The sequence below is a fragment of the Staphylococcus pragensis genome, assembly GCF_004785665.1.
GTDB classification, from domain to species: Bacteria; Bacillota; Bacilli; order Staphylococcales; family Staphylococcaceae; genus Staphylococcus; species Staphylococcus pragensis.
In genome coordinates this window covers 85336-111909 of sequence record NZ_SRPJ01000002.1, presented here as the reverse complement: position 1 = coordinate 111909, position 26574 = coordinate 85336, and the positions used below count along the sequence as shown (strand labels likewise).

Annotated in this window: 22 protein-coding genes and 1 riboswitch; of the genes, 1 reads left to right on the top strand and 21 read right to left on the bottom strand. The window is 32.0% G+C overall.

What is annotated here, in order from left to right:
• The first annotated feature begins 179 nt into the window (after nt 1-179).
• The gene (locus tag E2558_RS06300; protein WP_126565540.1) at nt 180-449 is read left to right on the top strand and encodes a DUF1413 domain-containing protein; all 270 of its coding nucleotides are present in this window, start codon (nt 180-182) and stop codon (nt 447-449) included.
• A 157-nt stretch (nt 450-606) separates the two neighbouring features.
• Here the strand turns inward: E2558_RS06300 and E2558_RS06295 are convergent, their stop codons facing one another.
• From E2558_RS06295 to E2558_RS06195, 21 genes are all read right to left on the bottom strand, one after another.
• Nucleotides 607-798: a hypothetical protein gene (locus E2558_RS06295; RefSeq protein ID WP_126565539.1), complete on the bottom strand. Its 192-nt coding sequence runs from the start codon at nt 796-798 to the stop codon at nt 607-609.
• A gap of 479 nt (nt 799-1277) precedes the next feature.
• The gene (gene dcm / locus E2558_RS06290) at nt 1278-2300 is read right to left on the bottom strand and encodes a DNA (cytosine-5-)-methyltransferase (protein ID WP_229716394.1); all 1023 of its coding nucleotides are present in this window, start codon (nt 2298-2300) and stop codon (nt 1278-1280) included.
• 253 nt (nt 2301-2553) lie between these two features.
• Nucleotides 2554-3516: a phospholipase D family protein gene (locus tag E2558_RS06285; RefSeq protein ID WP_126565537.1), complete on the bottom strand. Its 963-nt coding sequence runs from the start codon at nt 3514-3516 to the stop codon at nt 2554-2556.
• On the bottom strand, nt 3513-4205 hold the full coding sequence (locus E2558_RS06280) for a DUF6339 family protein (protein WP_126565536.1): 693 nt from the start codon (nt 4203-4205) through the stop codon (nt 3513-3515). Before E2558_RS06280 ends, E2558_RS06285 begins: the two co-directional genes overlap by 4 nt.
• 1 nt (nt 4206) lies before the next feature.
• A complete protein-coding gene (locus E2558_RS06275) occupies nt 4207-5160 on the bottom strand; it encodes a hypothetical protein (protein WP_229716401.1) in 954 nt (317 codons plus the stop codon).
• Nucleotides 5160-7199 carry a hypothetical protein gene (locus tag E2558_RS06270; protein WP_126565534.1) on the bottom strand — a complete coding sequence of 680 codons (2040 nt, stop codon included), beginning with the start codon at nt 7197-7199 and terminating at the stop codon, nt 5160-5162. Before E2558_RS06270 ends, E2558_RS06275 begins: the two co-directional genes overlap by 1 nt.
• 5 nt (nt 7200-7204) lie before the next feature.
• Complete coding sequence (locus E2558_RS06265) at nt 7205-9964, bottom strand: Z1 domain-containing protein (protein ID WP_126565533.1); 2760 nt, start codon at nt 9962-9964, stop codon at nt 7205-7207.
• Between the two features lie 140 nt (nt 9965-10104).
• Complete coding sequence (locus E2558_RS06260) at nt 10105-11310, bottom strand: DNA cytosine methyltransferase (RefSeq protein ID WP_197730823.1); 1206 nt, start codon at nt 11308-11310, stop codon at nt 10105-10107.
• 93 nt (nt 11311-11403) lie between these two features.
• The gene (locus E2558_RS06255) at nt 11404-13008 is read right to left on the bottom strand and encodes a hypothetical protein (RefSeq protein WP_126565531.1); all 1605 of its coding nucleotides are present in this window, start codon (nt 13006-13008) and stop codon (nt 11404-11406) included.
• 669 nt (nt 13009-13677) lie between these two features.
• Nucleotides 13678-14544 (bottom strand): UTP--glucose-1-phosphate uridylyltransferase GalU, encoded by an 867-nt coding sequence (gene galU, locus E2558_RS06250; protein ID WP_126565530.1) that lies wholly within the window; start codon nt 14542-14544, stop codon nt 13678-13680.
• Between the two features lie 227 nt (nt 14545-14771).
• Nucleotides 14772-16130, bottom strand: coding sequence for a gluconate:H+ symporter (locus E2558_RS06245; protein ID WP_126565529.1), 1359 nt, complete (start codon nt 16128-16130; stop codon nt 14772-14774).
• Nucleotides 16131-16171: 41 nt separating this feature from the next.
• Entirely contained in the window at nt 16172-17710 is a 1539-nt protein-coding gene (gene gntK, locus E2558_RS06240; RefSeq protein ID WP_126565528.1) for a gluconokinase, read from the bottom strand.
• Nucleotides 17711-17732: 22 nt separating this feature from the next.
• Complete coding sequence (locus E2558_RS06235; protein WP_126565527.1) at nt 17733-18413, bottom strand: GntR family transcriptional regulator; 681 nt, start codon at nt 18411-18413, stop codon at nt 17733-17735.
• Between the two features lie 138 nt (nt 18414-18551).
• Nucleotides 18552-19274, bottom strand: coding sequence for a MerR family transcriptional regulator (locus tag E2558_RS06230; protein ID WP_126565526.1), 723 nt, complete (start codon nt 19272-19274; stop codon nt 18552-18554).
• A gap of 97 nt (nt 19275-19371) precedes the next feature.
• Nucleotides 19372-20244 carry an alpha/beta fold hydrolase gene (locus tag E2558_RS06225; protein ID WP_126565525.1) on the bottom strand — a complete coding sequence of 291 codons (873 nt, stop codon included), beginning with the start codon at nt 20242-20244 and terminating at the stop codon, nt 19372-19374.
• 95 nt (nt 20245-20339) lie between these two features.
• Entirely contained in the window at nt 20340-21044 is a 705-nt protein-coding gene (locus tag E2558_RS06220; RefSeq protein WP_126565524.1) for a GTP pyrophosphokinase, read from the bottom strand.
• A gap of 244 nt (nt 21045-21288) precedes the next feature.
• Nucleotides 21289-21702, bottom strand: a complete 414-nt coding sequence (locus tag E2558_RS06215) for a DUF2188 domain-containing protein (RefSeq protein WP_126565523.1) — start codon at nt 21700-21702, stop codon at nt 21289-21291.
• Between the two features lie 79 nt (nt 21703-21781).
• The gene (locus E2558_RS06210) at nt 21782-23665 is read right to left on the bottom strand and encodes an FUSC family protein (RefSeq protein ID WP_371869275.1); all 1884 of its coding nucleotides are present in this window, start codon (nt 23663-23665) and stop codon (nt 21782-21784) included.
• Nucleotides 23666-23844: 179 nt separating this feature from the next.
• Complete coding sequence (locus E2558_RS06205; RefSeq protein WP_126565521.1) at nt 23845-24129, bottom strand: putative quinol monooxygenase; 285 nt, start codon at nt 24127-24129, stop codon at nt 23845-23847.
• A 232-nt stretch (nt 24130-24361) separates the two neighbouring features.
• Nucleotides 24362-24457 carry a type I toxin-antitoxin system Fst family toxin gene (locus E2558_RS06200; RefSeq protein WP_126565520.1) on the bottom strand — a complete coding sequence of 32 codons (96 nt, stop codon included), beginning with the start codon at nt 24455-24457 and terminating at the stop codon, nt 24362-24364.
• 389 nt (nt 24458-24846) lie between these two features.
• On the bottom strand, nt 24847-26127 hold the full coding sequence (locus E2558_RS06195) for a pyruvate MFS transporter (RefSeq protein WP_126565519.1): 1281 nt from the start codon (nt 26125-26127) through the stop codon (nt 24847-24849).
• 329 nt (nt 26128-26456) lie between these two features.
• A riboswitch (TPP riboswitch) is annotated at nt 26457-26566 on the top strand.
• Nucleotides 26567-26574: the final 8 nt, after the last annotated feature.

Genomic DNA, 26574 nt, shown 5'->3' with positions numbered 1-26574 from the left:
GTCACCCTTTTTTCTAGTTTCATTGATTACCTTTCCTAAATTTTTAAATCCTAAACCCACTTATACTATTCTTTTTGAAAATTCTCAGAGAAAATCACGCGAGTAATTGTAAAAAACATTAAAACGTAATAAAGTTAATATATGGCAAAGTATTGGGCATATAGATAGGAGGATATTCCATGAATTTTGAAGAACGTATTCAAACGTTACGTGCTAAAAAAAGTAGAACAAGTTTTTCATTCCGCTTTGAAGACTTATTTACAGAAGAAGAATGGTTAGACATGTCGGTGAAACAACGTACACGTCAAGAGAGAGAATTTATTTTACGACTGGATCGTATTCCAAATGTGAGAATGCCATTTTCAAGCGAGGATGGAATTAAATTTAAGTTATATAATCAAGAGTATGACTATAACGAAGTTAAGAAGAATTTCAAAGATCAATTTTAAATCATTATAAACTAGAAGCCCGTGTCTCACTTGGTAAGACATGGGCTTTCAACACATTATTCCAGAATGATTAGGGGTATATTTATGTTTATGCCCTCGTTTGCTCACCCGAGGGCATGATTTACTTGAATGTATAGGAGGCCATTCAATTTTGGTGTTAGCTTGTGACTAATGATTTACGTTCGAGTCCGTAGTAATAAAGGCGTTCGGCATCAATGTATGGAATAGAATCGATTGTTAAGTAGCCATCTTTAATATCACCGATCATTCCTTGGTTAACGCCAGTTTTTAAATAAATTTCATAGCTGCCTTCATCAGAAAAAATAACTTCTTCAATCACTTTTCTCATTAGTATCACTCCCATTAATTATTACTCATTCCTTACATTCTTAATAATACACCCTTTTAATAATTTTTAAAGTATTTTGTGATACTTTTCACAAATAGTTCACTTTTTGAAAATAAAACCTAATAAACGTTTTTATGTATATAGTATTTAGTTCGTTACGTTTTTTGCTCCCTTTTCTAAGAGGCTTCTCAACATGTAGGGTTCTAAAGAAATTCTTAGATGAACATTTACTCATTCTGTTGTGATGCTTGCCTAGGGGGCTGGGTCGAGCCTTGGTCTCGACACTCATCCTGCTCCCTCAGGCGTCACACAACGTCATTCGTAGTTCATCTTTAGAATTTCTTACATAAGTGTATAGCACTTATGTTCATTTATAATCAACGTTGGAGTGTCGCAAAACTTCACGACCTAGATGTCATATTTAAAAAAATAGTAAAAATACATCAAGATATTAAAAAAGCACAAGGTACTTAGAAACCTTATGCTTTTACTAATTTTTTATTTAAAATATTATTATCAATTTCTATCATCTGCTCAAATATTTTTTCTAATACATCAACTACGATACTATTACCTGCAAGTCGAATTAATTTAGAATTAGGCAAAATTTTTCTATCATTTTCAAAGACAATATTATTTTCCATTAAATCATCAAAAGATTTTTCATTAAATCCCATTAATAGAAAACACTCTCGAGGAGTCAAGTTTCTATATTTTTTATTCTTTTCTACCAAAGTAACTTTATCATAAAGTATAATTCCAGAATTTGGATGTCTATCTTGTTTAGTCGTAATAGTCCGAGCAGTTTTACTATCAAATACCTCATTATCTTTAGCTAAATATTTATTTAATTCGAGTATCTTTTTTCGAGAAGGCGTAAAGGCAGGAGTACTCTCAATAGCTTCATTTCTATAAACTTCATTTGAATAATCTAATTTTAAATAATGTGATAAGGGTTTGGAGTGAGAAGAATAGTAATTTTCTAAATTATTTTCAAAAAAGTATTTAGTTAATTCTTCAGTTTGTTCTACACTATTTGACTTAACACTTACCATATAAGTTCTAATTCTACTTTGAGGTATACCAAAATTACTTGCATCTAATGTGTAAATTTGATTTACATATCCTAACGACTCTAAAAATTCACACCATTCTTTAAAATTATCTCTATGCTTTTCAGATAAAATTTCACTAACATTTTCCATTAATAAGAAGTTAGGAAGTGGTTTGTTTATTTCATCATATTCTTTTAATATACGTTCAATTTGCCATAATAATGTACTCCTATTATTAGCATCTCTATTTATGCCGCCTTCATTTCTATGCCAATGCCCACTTTTAGATAAATCTTGGCATGGAAAAGAATATGTAAGTAAATCGGCATCTGGAAGATCAGTTGCTTTAACACTAGTTATATCAACCAAATTATTAGTTCTACCGATAGCAATTAAAATGGATTTTAACTGTGACATATTTAGCGCTTGTAAACCTCTTTGGGTCATAGGTTGCTTTCCATCATTAGAAAGGTTATATTTCGAAACAATATTTAAAATAGATTCTCTTGTATGGTGTCTATAAGGTTTTAAGTCTTGAGGACCATTATGAATAATATCGTAAGCATATAAAGCACCTATTTCCCATTCAACTGTAGCAACTACCGAATAATCAATACCTATATTTTTTAATGCTTGTGCTTGACTACCAATACCACTAAATGTTTCTATTACTCTAAAAATATGTATTCCCCCTTCTTATTTAGTTAGTAAATGTTAATAAATACTTATTACTTTCAACTTTTTTAAAAGTAAAGAATTTATAACCAAAATATTCTAGATGTTCATGTGTAATAGGGGTTTGTTCTTTTAAACCTATTATCTTTCTAAAATAATCATAAATATTTATATTTAAAAAATGTAATTCTCTTTTAAATGGACCATCTAATTCACATTTTAAAAGGGTATTTTCAAAATCATATACATAGTTAGTCATAGATTCATTGAAAAATTCTTTTAATTTTGATGAATTGTAGTTAGCCATAACTAAATTAGGCTGTTTGTCCTTAAAAATTGAATTTATTCCTGTGCTATCCCATAATGCACTAGCTTTTAAGGGGACTACAACCGGCAATTTTATATAGTTGCTTAAAAATTTAGAATCTACTTCATTATATATATTGTTTTCTTTATTGAAATATTCTATTTTTGATTTAATTAAATCAATCTCGTTAAATATATCTTCATTTTGTAATTTATTGTCGCTAAATTTAATATAACTACCAATATCTTTATCAGTACATAATTTTGATACTTCTTTTTGTTTATCATGCAATTGAATCATTGGTTCATTTATTTCACTAAGTATTTCATTATTACAAATAAATCCATTTTCTGTAAAATTTGCTGAACCTATAAATGTCTTTATTTTTTCATTTGCGGAAAATGTATATGATTTAATATGAGTTAAATTACCATTTACTTGATAGTACACTTTAACATTGGGATAAGTTCTCATAATTTCTAAAAATTTATTATGATTACTAATTAAAATGCCTTCTTGACTCATTCCAATATATAAATCAATATACAAATTAGGAAATTCAACTAAAACTCTTTGTAAAAAAGAAGCTGAAGCATAGCCTGATATTATCGTTAACTTGTTAAACATATTGCAGTTTTCTTTTAAAACATTTGAATACAAATTATTATAAAAAATACTCATTTTTCAATCAGGGCCATTTCAAATAAATTATTAATATACTCTTCTAAACCGCCATCTACTAACTCTGGAGACATAGTCAGAACTTGTGCTGTATTCAGTTTTAATACCGTTCTGAATAAATTTCTAGAACTATCTTGATGATTTGAATATTGCTTCATCAACTCTCTAAACAAAGGTATATTATAACCTAATCCAGGTCTCTCCACCAATTGTAAAATTGTATCTGTTGTATTATTGATTAAAATATCATATGTATCTTGCACATTATTTTGCCAAGATAAATGAATATACCACCAAATAGTTTTAAGCCATATTCTTCTAGATGTTTGATAAAAATGGGAAGCATTCATCCCCCATCTAGCATGTACAATATCTGGAATAACTTTAATTGATAAAAATCTCCATATTTCATCATTTGCAGCTATTCTATTTGAAAAATTAGGATCATCAATCAAAATTTCATACAATTTCAAACCGAATAAAACATCAAATTGATAATCAAGTTTATTTGCAATATCTAGATTATATTCTTCATAAAGAACATCACGAGCAAAAATCAATTTTTCTCTTAATTCTTTAAATTCATTGGGAGGATTAATAGGTTCAATGCCATCAATATTAATAGTTAGTTTATCAAAATCTTTATTAGCAGTACTTATATCATATTTAATATTTTCCCAGTTAATCATATTAATTTTCTTCCTCCATATTCAAATTCTCAATATTTTTCATCAAACTATTTTGAATCGAGAAAATGTCACTCAAATCTATATTAAAAGTTTTTACCCAATATGAAACAGCTGAAAGAATTGTTCCAGATATTAAATCTTCTTCTTCTTCGATAGAATACTCTTCAATAATAATAACTTCTTGTATGATCATAGCCATTGCTTGAACAATAATATGATTCATATAACTACTGTTAATTCTTCTTGTTTCTTTTTTTATTTCGGCAAACAAAGGATGTTTTATATTAAAAGCAATACTAATATTAGAAGCATCTAGCATATCTTCATCAGGGGAAATCCAATTTTTTTCGATTTTCCACAGTGGGCCTTCTTTATCTTCAAACTCAGAAATTGGAAAGCTTGATCCAATGCCATCTACTACTAATTCAATAGGATTTAAGTCTTCATATGATAATGTCATACCTTTATTATTCGCCATATAAGGTAACGTTTCATTAACTTCTTTTAAATAGAAGAAAAAGTCTAAATTAACTACCCCTCGTATAGTTGACGCTTCAAAATTATAATCAAAATCAATTTCTAATCTTTCTTCTTGTTTCTTAAATGAAGCAATTTCTACAGTTTTTTGAAAACTAGAAGTTTTAGAATAAATATGTACTGCTAAACCAATAACATTATTTTCACAAGTGATCCCGTCTTCACCAAATAGAACACTTGGATAATCAATCACTAATTTTTGTTCCAATTTTAAATTGTTATCATATGGAGACCACATAGAATCAAATTCATTGATATTATAAGAGTTTAGTGCTTCATCACTAATTTCAATTTCTTTTATTTCTTCTTCATCATTTGTTAAATATGATAATTTTAATTGTTCAAATCTTACTTTTGCTTTTTCAATATATTCATTATTTAATTTTCTGTAGAGTGCAATTTGATTAGTAGAAAGCATCAATCTAATTCATCCCCATTCTCACTATATTTATTCGATGCAATAGAAATATTTGGAATAAAGCTAAATGTTTTAGTATTTATAATCATTGAGCCAGTTAATTCAATTTTTTCTTCAACTAAGCTTTCTATAATAAATTCACTATTATCATTTTGAAATACTCTTACTCTTGAATCATCGATTTGAGTATAAGGTAAACGATATGGATCACCATTGATTTCATCTACAAAAATATCACTAATTTCAAACGGAAAAGCTAATGCATCCCCCATATTTTTTTCCCAATCTTTTTTAGTCATTTTCTTTTCTTGAGTTAAAACTTCTAAAAATATAGCGTTTAGAGAAGTACCCTTAATACTTGCTTTAAATGTAACTTTAACTCTATTTTCATTAATTGGTTCAGAAGTTAATACGTTAATATCTGCTAATCTATTTTTAGTAGTTGAAGTTCTAGTATTTTTGTTATCTAGTTTCTTATTAGTTGATGTTCTTCCATAATTTTTCGGTGGTAAAAACATTTTTCCAAATTTACGTGAAATGCCTGAAGTTGCTGAAGATTGTTTTTCATTATCTCCACCTTGATAAAAATCATTTATTACTTTGCTAGTAGTAGTTTTCATTCTTTGGATAATTCCAAATCCATCTTCATCTATCCAATTAGCGTGGTCTGCATTTTCTGTAGCTCTTAAATATTGTTCAAGATAGTTATAACCTTCATTTTCAAATTTTGTAGTTAACTCACCATTTGAATTAGGTACAAAGAAACCTAATAATAAATTATTATTATTTAATAAATTAGCTTTAGGTGCCCATTCACCATCGACACTATATTCAACAATCATCCCTGGCTTTCTACAATAGGCAATGATCTTTGAATTATTATCTTCAATTTTTTTGTCGTTTTTATATCCTATTAACTGCAATGGTGAGAATCTATTATTTGGAGCTACCATTTCAAGTTCTTCCTTAGTAGCTTCCTTAAACGCCACATGGCCTACTGGAATTTCGCTAGGTTGTTTCATACCATTTCTTTTAAGATAAATCGGTTTTACATTTATACTTTTTTCCTGTGGTTTTGTAGATAAAGCCGAAGTATATAAATCTCTCATAATTTTAAAAAATTGCTCAATATTATATTCATCAATAAGAGGTTCACTATTTACCCTTGCTATCAATTTCGAGTTTCCTAAAAAGTGATTATACTCGAAATTATTTAATCTAGGATTATACCATCTTTGGATAGCATATTTGATTGCTAATTCTTTATCTTTTTCCCAAGGATACAAATCGTTATCTTCATTATTTTTTTGCATATTTTTTATATAAGGAATGATGATTGTAGTACCTGTTTCTTCATTCTCATAATTAGTCAGATTAAAAATCTTAAGTATTTCACTAATTTGATCTTTATCAGTTAATGGGAAAATTCTATCATCGGTTGCCTCATTACCATATTCGCCCCACCACGCAATTCCTCTTACGTTATGTGGTAATAGTCTCGACTCTTCTTTAGGACTTTCAATAAGCGAAGCAATTAATCTTTCTTCATATTCTTCACCATTTTTTACTCGAGTGTAATAAATAACTATTCCTGCTCCAATTCGGAAATAACTAGTTTTACCTAGTCCCCAGCTTCCTCCTGCACCTTCCGCTTCTTGGTTTTTACCAATACCAAATACTAACTTGTAAAAATTACTTTTATTTAACTCGTAAGCATTATTTGAACGAAAATCTCCAGTTAAACCGTGAGTGTTTTTATCTCCAATACTTATAAAATCTTCAAGTCCTTCATATCTCTCATTTAATTTATTTTCAATACCTTCTAAATGAGCAGATAATTCATGAGAATTAAATTTTCCTATATTAAAATCTACTATCGTATTTTCGACATTAGGTAAAGTTGCATCTAGACTATTTTGTAATGATTCTCTGATCATTAAATCTACAATTGGTAAGCTTTTATTTTGTAAAGATCTTAAAATAGCGTCTCCATCTTGAGCCATACTTTGCAAATCATTAGGAGCATTTTTTAATTTCATTTATCTTAGTCCTCTCTTTCAAAGTCTTCGCTGAATTCATCTTCATCAACAATTTCATTATTTAAATTAATTTTTGCCGAAATATACGTTTCCTTATTACCTCTCGACACACCCGGTAGCATAATATTGATACCTATAATATCTTTAGGAAAATCTAATTTTTCCCTAGAATTTGAATTGATAATTTTAAAATCTTTATCACCTTTATTGATTCTATAAATGATTAATTGAGGTGTATTTCCATAACCATATTTTTCACGAGTATTTCTGACATCTACCATTTTGGCAGATTTCCCTTCATTTTTTTCTAATGTTGCATCTATATCTGCATAAAGATCATTAGGAACCCTAAGTGTGCCTATTGAAATTACATCTTCTCTACTTCGCTCAACTAATTTAGTACGTATAACAGAATTAACATGAAGACCTTGAATCATCCAATCACTATCATGATTGTCATCAACTCTTCCAGTACCTGATAGAATCACACTCCATCCTTGTAAATCTCCACCATTTTTTTCTAACCATTCAACTAAAGCTGGGAGTGCTCTCATTTTTGTATCTACTTCTGAGACTTTATAATTTAATAGAAAGTCTTTAACTTTTTGAGTATCAATATCTTTCCATACCAATTTATTAGACTTTATTTGAGGCTCAGTAATGTTATTTAAAAATGAATTTGTTATTTCAAGATTATGAGTTAATACTTTCTCATTTTTTTCAAAATACACAGTTTGACTATTAAAACCATAAAAATTAAATTCTTTTCCTTCTGCAGATTGTTGTTTATTATTTGAAGTTATTCTAATCAATTGATAATTAGGCGAATTTTTTATGCGTGGTGCAAAATCAATTGGTGTACTTCCATTTTCTGCATATTGTTTAATTTCGTCCCTTAACTCTTCATTCATTTGACTTAAAAATAAGAATCTCTTATTAGCCATATTATCTAACCAAACTCTTGGGAAAATCTCATAACCTTTTCTATATCCAAACCATCTACCCATTTGCATTAAAGTATCAGCTTGATTTGTTGTACGTAAAAAGTATGTCGTAGTTAGTCCTTCTAAAGTTAAACCTCTTGATAAAGTATTTCCTCCAATAACAATGAATGCTGGCGCAACTTCTGGCATATTATTTTTTTCAGGATAGATCAATCTTACATGTTGGTTATTTATTTTAGTTCTACTATTATCAATTGCTAAATGTATACCACGATGAAATACAGGAGCTTTTTCTTCATTTAATGGAATATGACTAATAAATTCATTGTTATCTAGATTAATTAAACTATCTAATTGATATTTCACTTTATCCCATGATGGGTATTCTGGAACGTTTTCTGGTGTTGAGTATTCTTTCATTCCTTCTATAAATATCGGTCTATTCATTACAGACATTTCTTGTTGATAAATTGTTTTAAATTGATCAATAATTTCTTCACTATAATTATCTTTCAAATCTTTAATATACTTTTGAACTTTATCAGCGAGTAATTCATGATGATCAATTTTAAAACTAGTATGTATAAGCATAGATATTGGTTTTCTTAAAGATAAAGCTCTCATAGAACAAACTGTTAGAATAAACCATTGAATAGCTTCCTTAAAACTCTTAGGGATATTTTGATTAGTTTCACCTTTTTGAATATCTTTAACCAAATTAGCATCAGTATCACTAATTTCTTTAATAATATCTACTTTTGGACTTTGTTCTGGCATTTCTGTACCAAATATTTGTTTTGGGCCAATATAGTCTTCTGAAGGTTCTAATAAAGTTATAAAATCTTTTGGATATAACGAATCGTTAGCAGTTTCATTTAGCACATTAGCATATGGTGTTGCAGTATAAGATATATAATTCATCGCTAAAAATGATTTATCATTTACAATATCTTTAATAAGCTTATTTATTGTAGATGTATCTTCTTCTATATCTTTAGTATTAATACTTGCTTGGTCAGCTTCATCATCTATTACTAATATCTTAAGTTGTTTCGCTTTGTTTGGATCAGATTTCAACCAATTGAATAAACTAGTTAGCCTTCCTTTATTCTTTAAACAAACAGTAAAATATTTTTCTTTGGACTTCTCATTTAAATTAAAATTACTTATATTATCTTTAGCATCTTTAGATCTTGTACTAGGGTTGTCAATACGATTCCATTTATTTATTGTACTTACTTTAGGATATTTTAAATCGTTGTACAATCTGTTAGCAGTTTGTTGCCTTAAGTTTTCAATAACTCCAGATAAAACAATAAAGTAATTAAAACCATTATCAGCTGCCATTGCCATCAAACCAGCCATATTCGCAGTTTTACCAGATTGAACATTACCCATTACAAGGCCTTTGATTGGTCCTGTTTTTCTTGTATCAAATTGTAGAGATTTTAATACTTCATAAGAAGAATTTTGTATATTATTGATTGATCTTTCTGAAAACCCTTGATCTTCAAGCTTTTGTCTATATGCTCCCCATGAAGAATAAGAAGTATTAGGTATTTTGGCATCATTTTTAGTATTTCTACCTAATGTAGTAATATTTATAGACTTTTCCATTTCATAAACTTCTTCTACTAATTCTTTCCACTCAGTAACAGTAATCTCTTCCTCATCTTTCAGCGATGCTAAGACATTTAAAGTTTGTTGCGTTGATGTATCATTTGGTCCTAAATTTATTATTTCTTCCCAAGGTTTCCCTTTCTTTTTTAATGTATTAATATGTTCTAAATAAATTTCATATTTTTCGTTATCTATTTTCATAATATTCCCCTATATTAGTATTAATACTATTATTATAATATAGATATTATTGCTAATAAATATTAATTGCAATATTGAAATTAATATAAAAAATAAGGCATCACAAAATATTAATTGCTAATATCTTGTGAGACCTTATTTTATTTAAAATATTTTAGTGTATAGAATTCGCTTGTTTGTTTTCTTTTAGTAATTTGTTTATACTCATCATCTGTAATAAAAGTTATATTATTTTCTTTTATATATTGGTTTAATTTTTCTTCACTATCAAAGCTAACAGAGATATAACTAGCCCCTTCAAATTTGCCTTCCATTTTTGTATAAATTAAACTGTAGTATCCATTAATATTAAGTTGGTAATTTAATATATCATGTTCTAAAGCATTAGCTATATTATCAGCAATTCTTTTTATTACTGGAACAACTACACTATTACCTGCTTGTTTATAAAGTTGACCATGAGACATATCCGAAGGTAATTTAAAATCAGTAGGAAAACCTTGAACATTAAATGTTTCTCTTGGGGTAAGTTTACGTATACCATTTATAGTTTTAATCAATGGCACATTATGACCGCCTGTCCCCATATTAGCAGTTAGTGTAGGTACAACTCCACTTTTATTAGCTCTTACATACTTTCTTCTCCATTGATATATAAAGTTTGAATCTAGCATTTCACTTTCAAGAATATCGTAGAAAGGTTGTTTACCTTTACGGTAGTAGTATCGCTCATCTAATTCATTATTAAAATCAATGATATCATCTAGAGTAGTAGTTAACTGTATACTTTCTGGAAATTTAAATTCATTAAATGCCTGTGATGATTTAAAACCTACAATATAGATCCTCTCTCTATTTTGAGGAATATTACCATAATCTTTTGCATTTAAAACTTTCCATTTAATATAATAACCATTCATCGTTAATGCTTCTCTAATAACTTTAAAAGTATTTCCTTCATCATGTGTGACCATGTTTTTTACATTTTCAATAAAAATAGCTCTAGGTTCTCTCTCTTTAATAATTCGGAGTAATTCAAAAAATAAATCTCCTCTTTCATCCTCAAAACCTTTTCTATAGCCTGCTATACTAAAGGCCTGGCATGGAAAACCGCCTACTATTACCTCGCTTTCAGGAACATCACTTTCCCTTACTTCATGGATATCTCTAGTATCTAAATGTACATCTTCGAAATTTTCTCTATATGTATTTTGAGCGTTTTTATCAAATTCGTTAGCATAATTAATTGTGAATTTATCTGTTTGTGTAAATCCTAACTCGATGCCACCAACGCCACTAAAAAATGCAGCAAGTGAATATTTATTAAATTTTGATTCATTGCTCATAGACGTCAATATTATTCACTCACTTTCCATAAATTATTAATCTATTATATCACTTAAAATAGCTTACGTATACAAAATACGCACATACGTTCCCTATTGTTTTGCTATCCATCCTATTGCATCTTTTGGAGGATTTTCTTCATCAATCCAAATAAAGTCTATGCCAATCCCTCTAGTAGAATCTTTAAATTTATATAATCTAATACCATTAATACCAACATCAATCAGTTTTTGTTTAGTTAATATCTCTCGTGGTTTAAGTTGAAAAACCCCTCTTAATATCCATTCTCCTAAAATTTGTTGATCCTTATAAGACTGAATACTTTTCCCATTATCTTGATTAATATAAGCTTCAATAGTATTTTTTGAAGATAAAAATTCAAGCTTAAATACTCTTTCTTCTTTTGGTAATAATAGCTTATTAGAATTAGGTTGAGGTTGAAATCTTCCAATATTCTCACCAAAAAAATCAGGAAAACTATTATGGAATTGCTTAGAATTTGGAATAGGAATATACATTTCACTTAAAGGTCTAAATATTATTTTTTGAACTTCTTTTTCCAGTTTTGTATTATCTATAGTTTCAATGTATTCCATTAAGTTACTTCTTATAGTTTTCATTTCTTCTTTTTCTTCATTTGTTTTCCATTCATTCAATAAAATAGATTTTAAGTCTTTTTCTATTTTAGTAAGTTGATTTTTTGTTAAATGTTTTCCATATTTCTCTATCAGTCTAGCAATTCTTTTTTCTCTACTATTATTCGCTTTACTTAGTTTAGGACCTCCATTAAAGCCATTAAACCCTGAATTTTCTTCTACTTTTCCATTTTCATTATATATAATCCAAGAAACTGTTGATTCTACTTGATCAGCCAAATCATTACTTATTTTATCTTTATAGCTTAATTGTTCATTTAAATTCTCAAACACTTCAAAGGGATCTTTTATGTAATTAACATCCCATGTTTCTACTACTATATCTTTATTTTTAAATGACATAAGCAATTGGCTATCTGCTGAAGTATATTTGTAATCGTGTATATCATCTGAAAATTTAAAATTAGTAGGATTTGAAAGATTCGTAGCACCATGAATTTTTATGTTATCTATATTTATTGAAGTGTAAGGAGTTTCTCCTACATGAATTTTCGGCTCTTCACCTTTTCTAGAAGGCATTAATACATGGTAAATAGACTCGACATCTTTATCTGTCCCTTTAAACCCTTTTATCTGTTCTTTTGAAGATGCTATTCTTTTATTTCTTAAAATTGCTATTTTAGTCGCTAGTTCATAATATAACTTTTCATTTTTATCATCTGCTTCTTGCTTACTTTTAGATGCTTTAGCATTTTCAGAGATTTTGTTTAGTATTGAACCCCAATTATCATATTGACTATTCTTTTTAAATTGCGCTATTTTTTGATCTCCTGAATTTATCCCAAATGATTTTATTCCAACTAAATATTTATGTTCTTCATCTAATAATAGAGAAGCATCATAAGAAGTATTAGCAATATCTTCACCAATAGCTCCAAAAGATTTCTGAAATACTGTTTCTTGAAATTTTGAATTTACTATTGGAGCAACATTTGTATCTGTGTCTTCACTTTTTTGTGAGAATGCTTCACTCAAACTAGCAAAATTAGTAATTAATTTTTGATATTTTAGTTTTTCATCTTCATTTAGTTTTGACCACATAATTATGCTCCCTTTTTCATAAGTTTTACTTTAATGAAACTAATATTACTTTCAGAATTATAATAAATGTTCTCTTTTAAAAATAATACACTATTATTAGCTCAAAAATTGATAAAAATAGTCAATAAGTTGCTATTGAACGCTCTTTTTTATGAAAATATACTATATTAAAATAAAGTAGTAATAGTTTCATGCGCTATTACAAGATTTGAAGTGAGTAGGGACGATTTCAAAATTATTGAGTTCTTCGAAATTGAATACTCCTTTTTTAGGCTATAGCTTTTAACTATTAATTAGTTTGAAGCTATAGTTTTTTACGTAAAAACGTGAAAAAGTTCAAAAAGTGATATTTTTGGTCAAGGAATTGCTATTGTGTGGGGTATTTTAATTAATTTTTATATATTATAATTTATATATATTAGATTTCGGTCTAATATATAGTGAAGGATTTATATTTTAGTGGGATAGATACATAGGTATTAACTCCCTAAAGGCTCATCTTAGCGGAAAATGAGATGGGCCTTTTATTTGAATATGTATTATTAATATTTTTATATTTTAATCCTTAATTTAGTCTGTTATAAGATGAGCTATTTTTAACAATAGGAAAGCCTAAGACCTTTAATGTTAATTTAAAAGTCTTAGGCTTTCTTGATGTATTTAATTGTTTTATAGTCCTAGTTCTTTAATGAAATGGATGAGTTCGTCTTTCATTTTTGGGTCTTTTAGTGCATATTCGATAGTTGTTTTGACGAAGCCGAGTTTTTCTCCTACGTCGAAGCGATCGCCGTCAAAGTCGTATGCATAAACTTGGATGTCATTGTTCATACGTTCGATGGCGTCGGTTAATTGTATTTCATTGCCGGCGCCTTCTTTTTGTGTTTTAAGGTAGTCAAAGATTTCTGGTGTTAAAATGTAACGTCCCATGATTGCTAGGTTTGATGGTGCTGTACCTTGAGCAGGTTTCTCAACAAATTGTTTAACTTCGTAACGGCGTCCTTCTTTGTCTAAAGGATCGATAATGCCATAGCGATGCGTAACGTTCTCTGGTACTTCTTGAACGCCAATCACTGAGTGTCCTGTTTCTTCATATACATTCATTAATTGTTTGATGGCAGGTTCGTCTGATTCTACAATGTCATCACCTAGAAGGACCGCAAACGGTTCATCACCGATAAATTGGCGAGCAGTATAAATGGCATGACCTAATCCTTTTTGTTCTTTTTGACGAACATAAAAAATGTTGGCTAAATCTGTTGAATATTGAACTTTTTCAAGTAGGTCTGTTTTACCTTTGTCTTCAAGTACCATCTCTAATTCTTTTTGATTATCGAAGTGGTCTTCAATCGCACGTTTATGTTTGCCAGTTACTATAATAATATCTTCAATTCCTGCGCGAGAGGCTTCTTCCACTATGTATTGAATGGTTGGTTTATCTAAAATAGGAAGCATTTCCTTAGGCATCGCTTTGGTTGCTGGTAAAAATCTTGTTCCTAAACCAGCGGCAGGTATGATCGCTTTTTTAATCTGTTTCAAACTCAAGTAACTCCTTTGTACATTCTGTCTTTTATATCATTTGTTAGTTTATCATTCTTTGGAATTCTTTCCTAGCAATAGCTTGTTTAATTTAACTATGGGTGGTACAGGAGCTACTCTAGTAGTTCCATTTATGGTTGTGTGTCCACTATTTTGTAAATAATCATTTTGTTTTGATAAAAAAGACACTCACTAATATTGGTAGTGAGTGTCTTTTTAATATCTTTTTATACAAATAAGCTTATGAATAGGATGAAGATAATTCCTGATACTGAGATGATGGTTTCTAGTAGTGACCATGTTAGAAATGTTTCTTTGATTGTTAGTCCGAAGTATTCTCTGAACATCCAGAACCCTGCGTCGTTTACGTGTGATAGGATAACGCTTCCTGCGCCGATTGCGAGTACTACGAGTGCGACGTTGACGTCTGAGTGTTGTAGTAATGGTAAGACGATACCTGTTGTTGAAATGGCTGCGACTGTTGCTGAGCCTAATGCGATACGCAATACGGCTGCAACTATCCATGCAAGTAAGATGGGTGACATTGTTGAACCTTCAAACATTTTCGCAATTGTATCGCCCACGCCACCGTCGATAAGTACTTGTTTGAATGTACCGCCACCGCCGATGATGAGGATCATCATACCGATTGGATAAATCGCATCTGTGACTGATTTCATGATGTCGTCCATTTTTCTACCACGATGTAAGCCCATTGAGAAGATGGCAAAGATAACTGAAATTAACATTGCTGTGCCAGCTGTACCAATGAAGTAAATGATTTGTTCAAATAGATTTTTAGCTTCTTGATGGCCAGTAATTAATTGAACGATAGTTGATATTAACATTAAGAGCACTGGCAAGATGGCTGTAAAGATACTTAAGCCGAATCCAGGCATTTCAGAATCTTTAAATTCTCTTTGTGAACCTAAAGCCGAAATGTCGCCTTCACGTGTATAAGCTGAAGGGATGATTTTTTGTGCTACTTTGTTGAAGATTGGTCCAGCGATGATAGTGACTGGAATAGCGATGATGATACCGAATAATAATACTTGTCCTATATTGGCTTTTAATTCTTTAGCGATCACGACTGGTCCTGGATGTGGTGGTAAGAAACCGTGTGTTACTGATAAAGCTGTCACCATTGGTAAGCCAAGTTTAAGTGGTGATACTTTCGCACGTTTGGCGATAGTGAATACTAATGGAATTAATAATACTAAGCCCACTTCGAAGAATAGTGCGATACCGACGATAAAGGCTGCAACTAGCATTGCCCATTGAACGTGTTTCTGACCGAATTTAGCAATTAATGTATCTGCAATGCGATTTGCGCCTCCGCCATCTGCTAGTAGTTTACCTAGAATGGCGCCAAGTCCAAAGATAAGTGCGATGTGGCCGAGTGTACTTCCCATACCTGTTTCAATCGTACTCATGACTTTATTTAATGGCATACCTAAAAGAATAGCTGTAACAACTGATGTAATGATTAATGAAATAAATGTATTTAATTTTAAGAAAATGATTAATGATAAGAGTAGTAATATTCCAATTACCACGCTGATAAGTGGCCAAATTTCTCCAAACATTGTAAGTCCTCCCTTTGTGTTCTTGTATTATGATGTCATGTTTAGTCCATGTGCTTACGTTGGAAATCCGCAATTTCTGCGTAGCGTTCTTCTAATGAACGACTAAGATTAATAAAGATTGAGACTAATTGTTGATATACTTTCACGGTTTCTTGGTTTGGTTGATGTGCGTTAGTTGTTCCTACCATCTTTTCAATAATAGAAAAGTCTTCAATTTCTCCTAATGCTTTAAGACCTAAGACACATGCACCAAGGCAAGAACTTTCGTAGCTTTCTGGCACAATGAGATCTGTATCAAAGATGTCTGCCATCATTTGACGCCATACTTCACTCTTCGCGAACCCCCCTGTTGCTTTAATCGTACTAGGCGTTTCATTCATTACTTCAACTAATGCAAGATATACCGTGTAAAGGTTGTAAAGTACGCCTTCTAAGGCTGCACGAATCATGTGTTCTTTCTGATGTGATAGTGTTAAGCCAAAGAATGAACCGCGTGCGTCTGCGTTCCAAAGTGGCGCACGTTCCCCAGCTAAATAAGGGTGGAAGATTAAACCTTCTGCGCCTGGTTTAACGCGACTTGCGATTTTTGTAAGTACGTCGTATGGGTCTACGCCTAAGCGTTTAGCCGTTTCAACTTCACTTGCTAAGAGCTCATCTCGTAACCATCTCAGGATAACGCCACCGTTATTAACTGGTCCGCCAATAACATAATGGTCTTCGTCTAACACATAACAGAAGATACGTCCTTTGTAATCTGTACGTGGTTTATTAATGACTGTGCGAATGGCGCCTGATGTTCCGATTGTGACGGCAACTTCTCCTTTTTTAAAGCTGTTAACACCAAGGTTTGAAAGTACGCCATCACTTGCACCAACTACGATTGGCGTATTTTCATCAATACCCATTAATGTAGCGTAACGTTTTTTCATACCTGTTAGGATATGCGTAGTTGGAACAAGTTTAGGTAATTGGTTTCTTGAAATTCCTAATAGATTGAGAGCTTCTTCATCCCAATCTAACTGTTCCAAATTAAACATGCCTGTCGCAGATGCCATTGAATAATCGATGACATATTGCTCAAACAGTTGATAGAAAATATATGTTTTGATATCAGCAAACATTGCCGTTTGATTATAAATTTCAGGTTGCTCATGTTTCATCCAGAAGATTTTAGATAAGGGAGACATAGGATGAATCGGCGTGCCTGTGCGTTGATAAATTTCATGACCGTTATGTTCTTGAGTGATGCGTTCGGCGTATTTACTTGCGCGATTATCTGCCCACGTAATACTTTCTGTTAATCTTGAATGTTGCGCATCTAGAGCGACTAAGCTATGCATTTGTGCACTGAAAGAAATCAATTTAATATCTTCTTTCTTAACACCCGCTTCTCGCACAACATATTTCACTGTCATTAACACCGCATCAAATAATTCATCCGGGTTTTCTTCTGAAACATCTACGTTTGGCGTATGTAATGGATAGCCTATATTATGTTTCATAATGAATTGTCCATTCTCGTCGTATAACACTGATTTTGTACTTGTGGTACCAATATCAACGCCAATCATGTATTTCATAATATTCCTTCTTTCCTTCTATTTAACGTAACCAGAAACTTTCGATATCTTTCCCCACGTCATCGAAGTTTAAGTGAAACGCCTCTCTTAATTTATCTGAATCGTTATGTTCAATGGCTTCAATAAATACTTCGTGATTGCTGTGAATACGGTGAAAGTCTTCTTTATTATGTGCCATGCGCTCTCTCATTGAGAGTAAGACTAAAGATTCTATAACCGGTTTCAAATGGTTCCAGAACGTTTGTAAATATTGATGATTTGAGGCTTTAATCGTCGCTTCATGAAATTGCAAATCATGTTGCGTAAATGCTTCAGCATCTTCAAATTGTACAGATACTTTCATCATTTCAAGGTGCTTGCGCATTTCTTTGACTACAGGAATACGATCGATATATTTCATTTTTGAAAATGCAAACGACTCGAGCATCAGTCTTAAATCATATAATTCTTTCTTTTCTTGTTCGCCAAATGATAGTACTTTAGCTCCCATACGTTCGAGATGTATTAATTGATCGGTCTGTAATAATTTGAAGGCATCGCGTACTGGAGAACGACTGACGTCAAATTGTTTTGCGATTTGATTCTCGGTAAGTAAGGTATCGCTCTCAATCTCTCCATTTACAATTTGTAAGCGAATTTCAGCAGCTACACCTTCCCCTTTGGTCATACCTCCAAGCCATTGTTCTGGATATCCTTGATTCACAACACTCACCTCTAATTACTACTTACTTCAACTTGTATACAAGTATGTTAATATACTGTTCTTATTTTTGCAAGCGCTTTCTTTTTTAAATGAAAATAAAGCACCCTAGCTTATTCATACTAGGATGCAATGCTAACGTTATTCATTATCGTTTGCTACTTCTATGCAATAATGTGTTTCGTGACATTTAGGGCATTGAAGTTTGCGTGTTTTAGTTGTGTGTTTTGCTAAGACGAATGATTTTAATGATGGTTTAAAGACGTGTTGGCAATTTGGACATAGATAAGAGATATGCTTGAAATAGAAAGTAGTTAACCCTATAGCATACGTTACTAGAATGGGTATCACTGTTACGAATGGTTTCGCTGAGCTTCTTAACAAGCTAATCACTAATCCAGAATATTGTATGAGTCCTATTAACCCTGCACTAAGCCAAATTTTACCTTTTACTGTGTTGAGTGTTTGAGATTTTTTCATAACATTATCTATGTCAGTTAAATGATTGATTGAAGAACTGGATTGTTCTGAAATATATTGTTGTACCGCATTGATACGTTTTAAAGTCTCAGCTTGATGTTGCATATCTTGCTCAATTGTTTCTTTATGAAGTTGAAGCATCATTTTCAACGTTTGTAAGTCATTATCTTCATAAAGTAATGTTTTAATTTCATCTAATGTACAGCCAAATTTTTTCAAGATTAATATTAGTTGAAGTTGGTGTCGTTGTGTGTCTGTATAATAACGTCGGTTAGAGTCGTGATGACGTTCAGCGGTTAATAACCCTTTGCGATCATAATATTGTAATGTTCTAATTGTGAGGCCACTTTGTTTAGCAAGTTCTCCGATTGAATAATGTGACATAGCCTTCACCTCCTACCTTCAACATAGCTCATGACGTTACGTTATGAGCAAGACCATTTTCAAAAAAATAATAACTAGCAGTCTGCCCTCTGTCTTACTATGATTCAATCCAGTCTTTTATATGGTCGATAATTCCTTCTGTGCCGTTGGGTAGCTTCTCTAAAACAGAAGGAAAATCAATATGGCCAATACCTGGGTAAAGAATACCTACTGTTTCGCCACCATATTTCTTAAATTCTTCCATCGTTGCCTGGGAATCTGTGTAAGGAATCACGTCATCATCTTCTCCAGCGATAAATAATAGCTTAGGAAATTGTTTAATTGATTCAATATCAGGCATATAATCGGCTTTCACCGTATAAATGAGGTCAGTAATAATTGTTCTTAATGGTGCGACAAAGGATAAAATACTAACGCCGTTCTCTTTACGTGCATAGACTGTCTTCTTCAAAATGTATTGTGGCAAGTTCTTAATCGCAACAAGTTCGTCTTTTAAATGTTCACGTTTCCTATTCTTTGTAAATAAACGTGACACCATACTCGCATTAGGCGAAATCTTTGCTGCACTACTTAAATAGACGAGATGCGAAATTGGAAGTTTATTAAATTTTAATAACCGCGTACCAATCATCCCGCCCATAGAGTAACCAATAATCATCATTTTATCTATATGATGCTCTTCTACAATTTGTTCTAGGACATCTTCAATACGTTCAACATAATCATCTAAATTATGATGTTCTCGTTCAATTTTTGAACTTTTGCCACGGCTCGGACAATTGATAAATATCATTTTATATTCTCTGAAATAAGGCTCAAATAGTGTCATAATGCGATATGTCATTAGTGCGCCATGTAGAAATACAATTGTTTTATCTGTGTCCATATTCCCTGCATATGCCACTTCGCTCTGTTCATTTCCATAATTTTTTAATTGATAAATTTGTGTCTTAAAATTTCGTTTATCCATAATCAACCTCAAAATTTAAAATAGTACTAATCAATTATTCTATCACAAATTTATCTATTCTAGGGCATAATTAAAAGGGGTTCAATTCGAACCCCTTACTCCATTTCTCTATTCGATATTTCTGAATGAATGACTTGCATTTTCGCTTCAATATCTGTAATTTCAAGTGCACATTCTTTCAGTCTATCTTTATAATCTTCTGTATTTGTATTATTTTTATAGCGAATTTTATGTTCTAAACTTGCCCACATGTCCATACCTATCGTACGAATTTGTATTTCAACGGGCGTTACTTCAACGCGATCAGCTAAAAAGACGGGAATTGAAACGACAAGATGTAAACTGCGGTAGCCATTTTCTTTCGGTTGTTTAATATAATCTTTACGTTTTAATAGTTTAACGTCTTCTTGTTTTAATAACATCTTTTCAATAACATAAATATCTTCTAAATAATTACATACGACACGAATACCAGCAATATCTAAGATGTTCTCTTTCGCACTTTCTGCACTAACAGGTAAATTTTTACGTTGTAACTTTTTAACTAGACTATTCATCTCTTTAACACGACGTTCCATATGATGAATGGGATTATGTTTATACACGTGATTAAAATTATCATCTAAAATATCTAATTTCGTGCATATTTCTTTTAAAGCAGATGAATATAAATGGTCAAGTTCAACAAAGCCAATCAATCTATCAAAGGCTTCATCCCCGTCTTTGAAATGATTTAAGCTGTCTTTAAATTCGCTTCGCAATTCTTCTATATACAATGATGGTTTTCTTTCTACGTACATAGCTGTTCCCCCTTGTTCCTTAACCTCCATTATATCGAAATGCAAAATGAACTAAAAACAATAACCATCCCATTTAACCTAGGTAATTAGACTGAGTTATATAACTCTTGAACGAGTCGCTTGCTTAAGTTACTCGCGTTCTTGTGGGAAATCGAAACAACTTAAACGAGTGAATATCTATCTAAGAACTACTAAAAAATCCCAAACAAGCTTTTGAACTTGTTTGGGATAAGTGGGTTATTTATTATTCATCTTTTTTGTGTTCGATGACTTTAGTATCTCGATTGTTCGCGATTTCTTGTGCACGTTGTTTCGCGTCTTCTTTCTTATCGAATGAATCAGAAGCTTGTTTCGCGCCTTCTGTTTTCACTTTCCACTCATTATCTTCAAAGTATACATGCACATTTTCTTCGTTTAATTCCGGATTAGCTGAGTCATCTTTTTGATGTTGTGTTATATGTTTATTTTTTAATTCATCAAGTTCATTTTGACTTGCGTTTTTATACCAATCTTCCGCTTGTTTTGTAGCAATTGGAATAATGTCACCTTCTTTATAGCCATCTTTTAACATGGCATTACCGATATCAATTGCTTTTTTACGTTCAAGTTCATCAAAGTTCTTCCAAGTATTTGGATAATCGTCCATTGTCCAAGGCATAGTGTCACACTCCTCTTATTCATCTTAATAAGGTTTTACCACGTGACTTGAAAATGAAACGCCTGCCTGTAAACAAACTTTATGCTTCAGTAGCTGATTTCACTTCAGTATCATCGACATCTTTACGTGATGCGACACAGTTGCTTTGTAGTTTCATTAGCGCTGATTTTAAATAATTATACTGTGGTAAATCTGATAATTCTTTAACATCCAAACTACTTTGAAGTTCGAAATGTTTCGCTACATTTTCAAATGTAACTAAATATTCGCCCATTTGTGTATCTGAAATATGTTGGCGATCCTTATTTTGCATGGCACGCATTAACATAAAGTTGATTTCTTCTAATGCGAAAATACTTGGATAATAATAGCGTAAAACGGCTTTATTAGAGAATAATTCACCACTCGCTGAATTATAAGTCTGAGTCATATTACTCATTTTAACGGATAATTCAAAGCTTTCTTTTCTTTCACGTTTTGTATCTTGGTGTGCATTTTCAGAGAATAAATAATGGAACAGAATCGCTTCTTTACGTGCTACTTCAGCAATTGTACGTGGTAACATGGCTGAAGCTGTTTGATGGTTAATGAGTAAGATACCTACGATGGCAATCACAATTCCGATGAGGACATCAAAAATACGTGTATACGCAATGGAAATAGATAGATTATGTGATGCTAAGCCGTTTAATAAGATAACTTGCGTTGTGATGAATATAACGGCAAAGGCATAGTTTGAACCTACAAACGCCTCTGTTACCATTGCGGCTAAGCCCATGATAATGACCGCTACAACGAGATGTGGATTAAAGAACAGAATACCTGATAGTAATAAAGTTCCTAGGATAGTACCTAAACCACGGGCAACGGAACGGTCTAACATGCGTCGTGTCGTCATACCTAACATGATTGTGTGTGCCGATAATGGAATCCAATACGATTTCTGAATATTAAAGGCTAATGATACGAAAATCGCTGCTCCTAATATCACAGCATAGATGAGCGTGTTACGGAAAACGATAGAATCCAGTGTTAAATTATGAAGAATACGTTGACTATATAATGGCTTTCTAACGCTCGCTTGATGTTCAATTTGATTTGCATTTAAATTCGCAATTTCATCAATTTTTAGAATGTGCTGTAATAGATTGTCGAACTCATCATTCACATGCACTTCTTTCGTCCAATTCTCACGCTTAGCACTATGACGGTATGCATTACGCATTGTTACATCCATCATATCTATTAAATCTTGAGGTAATGGACGAATATTTTGTTCATGTAACTCAAGCAATTCAGAGTAAATCCCTTGTGCTGAGGTATGGAGTAATAACAAGCGTTGGAAACGTGAATTTAATTTTGATTTTGCTCCCGCTGTGGCAGTAATCAATAATTCATCTGAGTTTTTAAATGCAGTTACTGCAGATTGCGACACTTCTTTAAACTTTTCAGTGTCATTAAAGTGATGCATTAACTCATGAATCATTTTAAAGTCTGATGTAATCGCACGATCTTCAACTTTCTGCTTTTGAAAAAGAATCATCAATAGCACAACAAATGTTGCAAGTGCTCCCCCACCTAAAATAGCCAAGCCACGAAATAACGCTTGGTCAGGTGCAACAGGTAAGTTACTAGGTAAACAAAATGTGACCAAGAAGAATGTAGAAGACGGGCCAGCAATCTTTAATGCACTAAAAATATAAAACGGTATGACTGTTACTAGGAGTAATATAAAACCGTAAAGAACAGGTTGCGTCACCGTTAATGTTCCGAGCATCATACAGATGGCAAAAGAAATCGAGCATAGAATCACGGTTCTAAGCATCGATTGAGGGGACCCTTTGAAAACATAAACATGCGCTAAGGTCCCTGTTGATACTAATAAACCAATATTAAAGTCTCCTAATAGATAACCTACTAAGGCTGGGATAATCATGAGTAAACCTTGACGGAGACCTTTCATTGGGTCAATCTTAGTCGTATCAAACGTAATAAGAGAATGTAATACATTTCCCAATGTTATCTTTCCTTTCTATGAAACATACATGACTATGATAACATGTTTTAATCTCTCATATTTCTAGGTTGTTTTATTTAAAAAACTTACCTAGCAAAGACTAGGTAAGTTAGTATTTATGAGATTTATTTTGTTTCGGCTACATCAATGACAGGTTCTTCGGTAATGTACTTGCCGATATTTTCACTAAATACTCTAAAATGTTCTAAATGGTTATGTGTTTCAACTGCTTGTTGATCTTTATAATTCTCAACCACTACAAATGAATTACGTTCGTCTACATCTTCGTAATGGCTATAGAATGTATTGCCTTCTTCTTGACGAGAACTTTCTACTAGCTTTTTCATTAAATCTAGATAGTCATCGCGATAGTCCTCATTTACTTTTAGTTTGGCATTAATAATAATCATGCAATCACCTTCAATAATTAGATTTACTTTATTTTACCATTTCTTCTTATTGACTAAACAGTGATATCTCTTTATAAGTTGAGGACAGTGCATTTGATATTCATGCCTTCGTTTTGCATTTTCTTCTACGCTAATGATATAATCAACTTAACAAGAATATCTGCATTTAATGCACCAATCCCCTCACTATGGCAGTAGTGAGGGGATTTTTTGGTGTGGCTTCGTCGCCTATTTACTTATTATCGCGTTGTCGTAGCCAATACGAAAATAACGCAACAATACAACCACTTATGACTGTGGTTACGATGTGAACAAGAATATCTGTCATCTAAGCACCCCCCTCTCTACGTCAAGATAGACGCCCGAGAGATAGGCGACCTTTATATTATAGCATCTTATTAAATTGACATAGCCCACTATATATTTAAAGATAAACTACGAATGTTGTTGCGCGACTCTTGCGGAGTATTTTAATAATGAACACAAGTGCATTAGCACTTGTGTAAGACGTTCTAAGATAGATAACGAAACGTAGTTGCGTAGACTCCTAGGGAAGCAGTGCCAGTCGAAGACTACAGGCTGAGACGGCACCCCAGGAATGCGTAGCAACTTAAGTGAGTTAATATCTATCTAAGAACTGCTTTAGAAATAGCATCCCAAGAAATATGTCAATAAAAAAAGTGAGCGTTTTGCTCACTTTTCTATGAATCAAACCTATTATTTTAACTGTTTACTTTCATCTTTAATTAATGGTTTATCTGGTGAAACGAAGAACCATAAGATAACTGCAATGACAGCTGGAACGATAAGTAATTGGAATGTCATTGACCATCCAAGAGATGTTACTACTGCACCAGCTAAGAATGGACTAACTAAGGCACCAATGTTCCCCCATAAGTTCATCCAACCTGAAACTGTACCGGCAAAGTTACGACCAATATCGTTAGCTGCAGCCCAACTCATACCCATTGAAATACCCATACCACCTAATCCAAGTGATAACCAGAAGATTGTAATGTATAAGCTTTCTGTATGAACTGCGAAGAAGATTGAAATCGCAAACACAATGAATCCAGCAATCGCAATTAATCCTCTTGATACAAAGCGTGATTGACCACTACGTAAAATTTTATCTGAAATGGCACCTGCAGATAAAATTAAGATAAACATAATAAACCAAGGTAATGAACTAATTGCCATATGTTTAAATTCTACATGGTATTGCTCAGTTAAGTATGTTGGTAACCAGATTAAGAATAATGTAATGATAAATTGAACTACAAAGTATTGACCTGCGATAGCATAGAAACTTACACGACGGAAGAATTGATTCCATGGTGGTAATGACTTGCTTGTTTGTACTAAGTCACGGTTTTGCATGATGAAATGCTTTTCCGCTTCGTTAACCATACGATGTTGTTCTGGAAGGTCTTTCGCGATAATTGCCCATAAAATCGCAATTAATACGCCGACTGCACCAAAAATATAGAAAACAGCTTGCCAGTTGAAGGCATTTACAATTGCAATTGTCACGATAGGTGCAAGTACTGGTCCAAAATAAGAACCTGCTAATAATGCACTAGATGCTCTTCCCTTTTCATCTTTCGCAAACCATGTTGAGTTGAAAACTGCATTTGATGGATACATTGGTGCTTCCCCTACACCAAATAAGAAACGCACTAAGAATAATAAACCGTGATGTTTAATCATTCCTGTAAAAATTGTAAATGCACTCCACCATACTAATGCGATAGTAATCATTTTACGTGGACCAAACTTTTCAGCTAACATACCTGAAGGTACTTGCATTAATGCATATCCTAATGAGAAGAAGGATGCTAATAAACCAAATTGTTGTTTATTCATATGTAAATCTTGCATCATTTGTGGTGCAATATATGAGATATTAGATCTATCCATATATGCAATTACTCCGATAATAAAAAATAGTAATGCGAACATCCAACGGACATTACTTTTCCTTTGTCTTTGAACCATATTCTTTCCTACTTTCCTTTTTTTGTTGATTCTTTTTATGTTGTCTATTAATCATGAAGACTCCCTTTTGCTCTAATCACTTTCCACCTTTCAAGCCCTGTCATGATAGGCTTAATCACTTATTTTTTATCATATTACCAGGTATTGCAAACGTTTACAATATCTTTACAAAAGTTTTTTATTAAATTGCGCTTGTTTGTGTTGTTACACTACTTTTCGAAAAGTAGTGTCATATTTATTTTTATTTAAGATTTGAACTCTAATCAGAAAAACTGTAAAATGAAATTGAACTGAAACGCTATTAATTAATTTATAAATGAATAAAATTTATCATCCACTGGAAGTGCCTTTGTTTAAGGCTGAGAGTAAAGAACGAACTTTATAATTCCTGGAACCTGATCCAGTTTGTACTGGCGTAGGAAAGTGGCGCAAAGGATATCGTAAAGT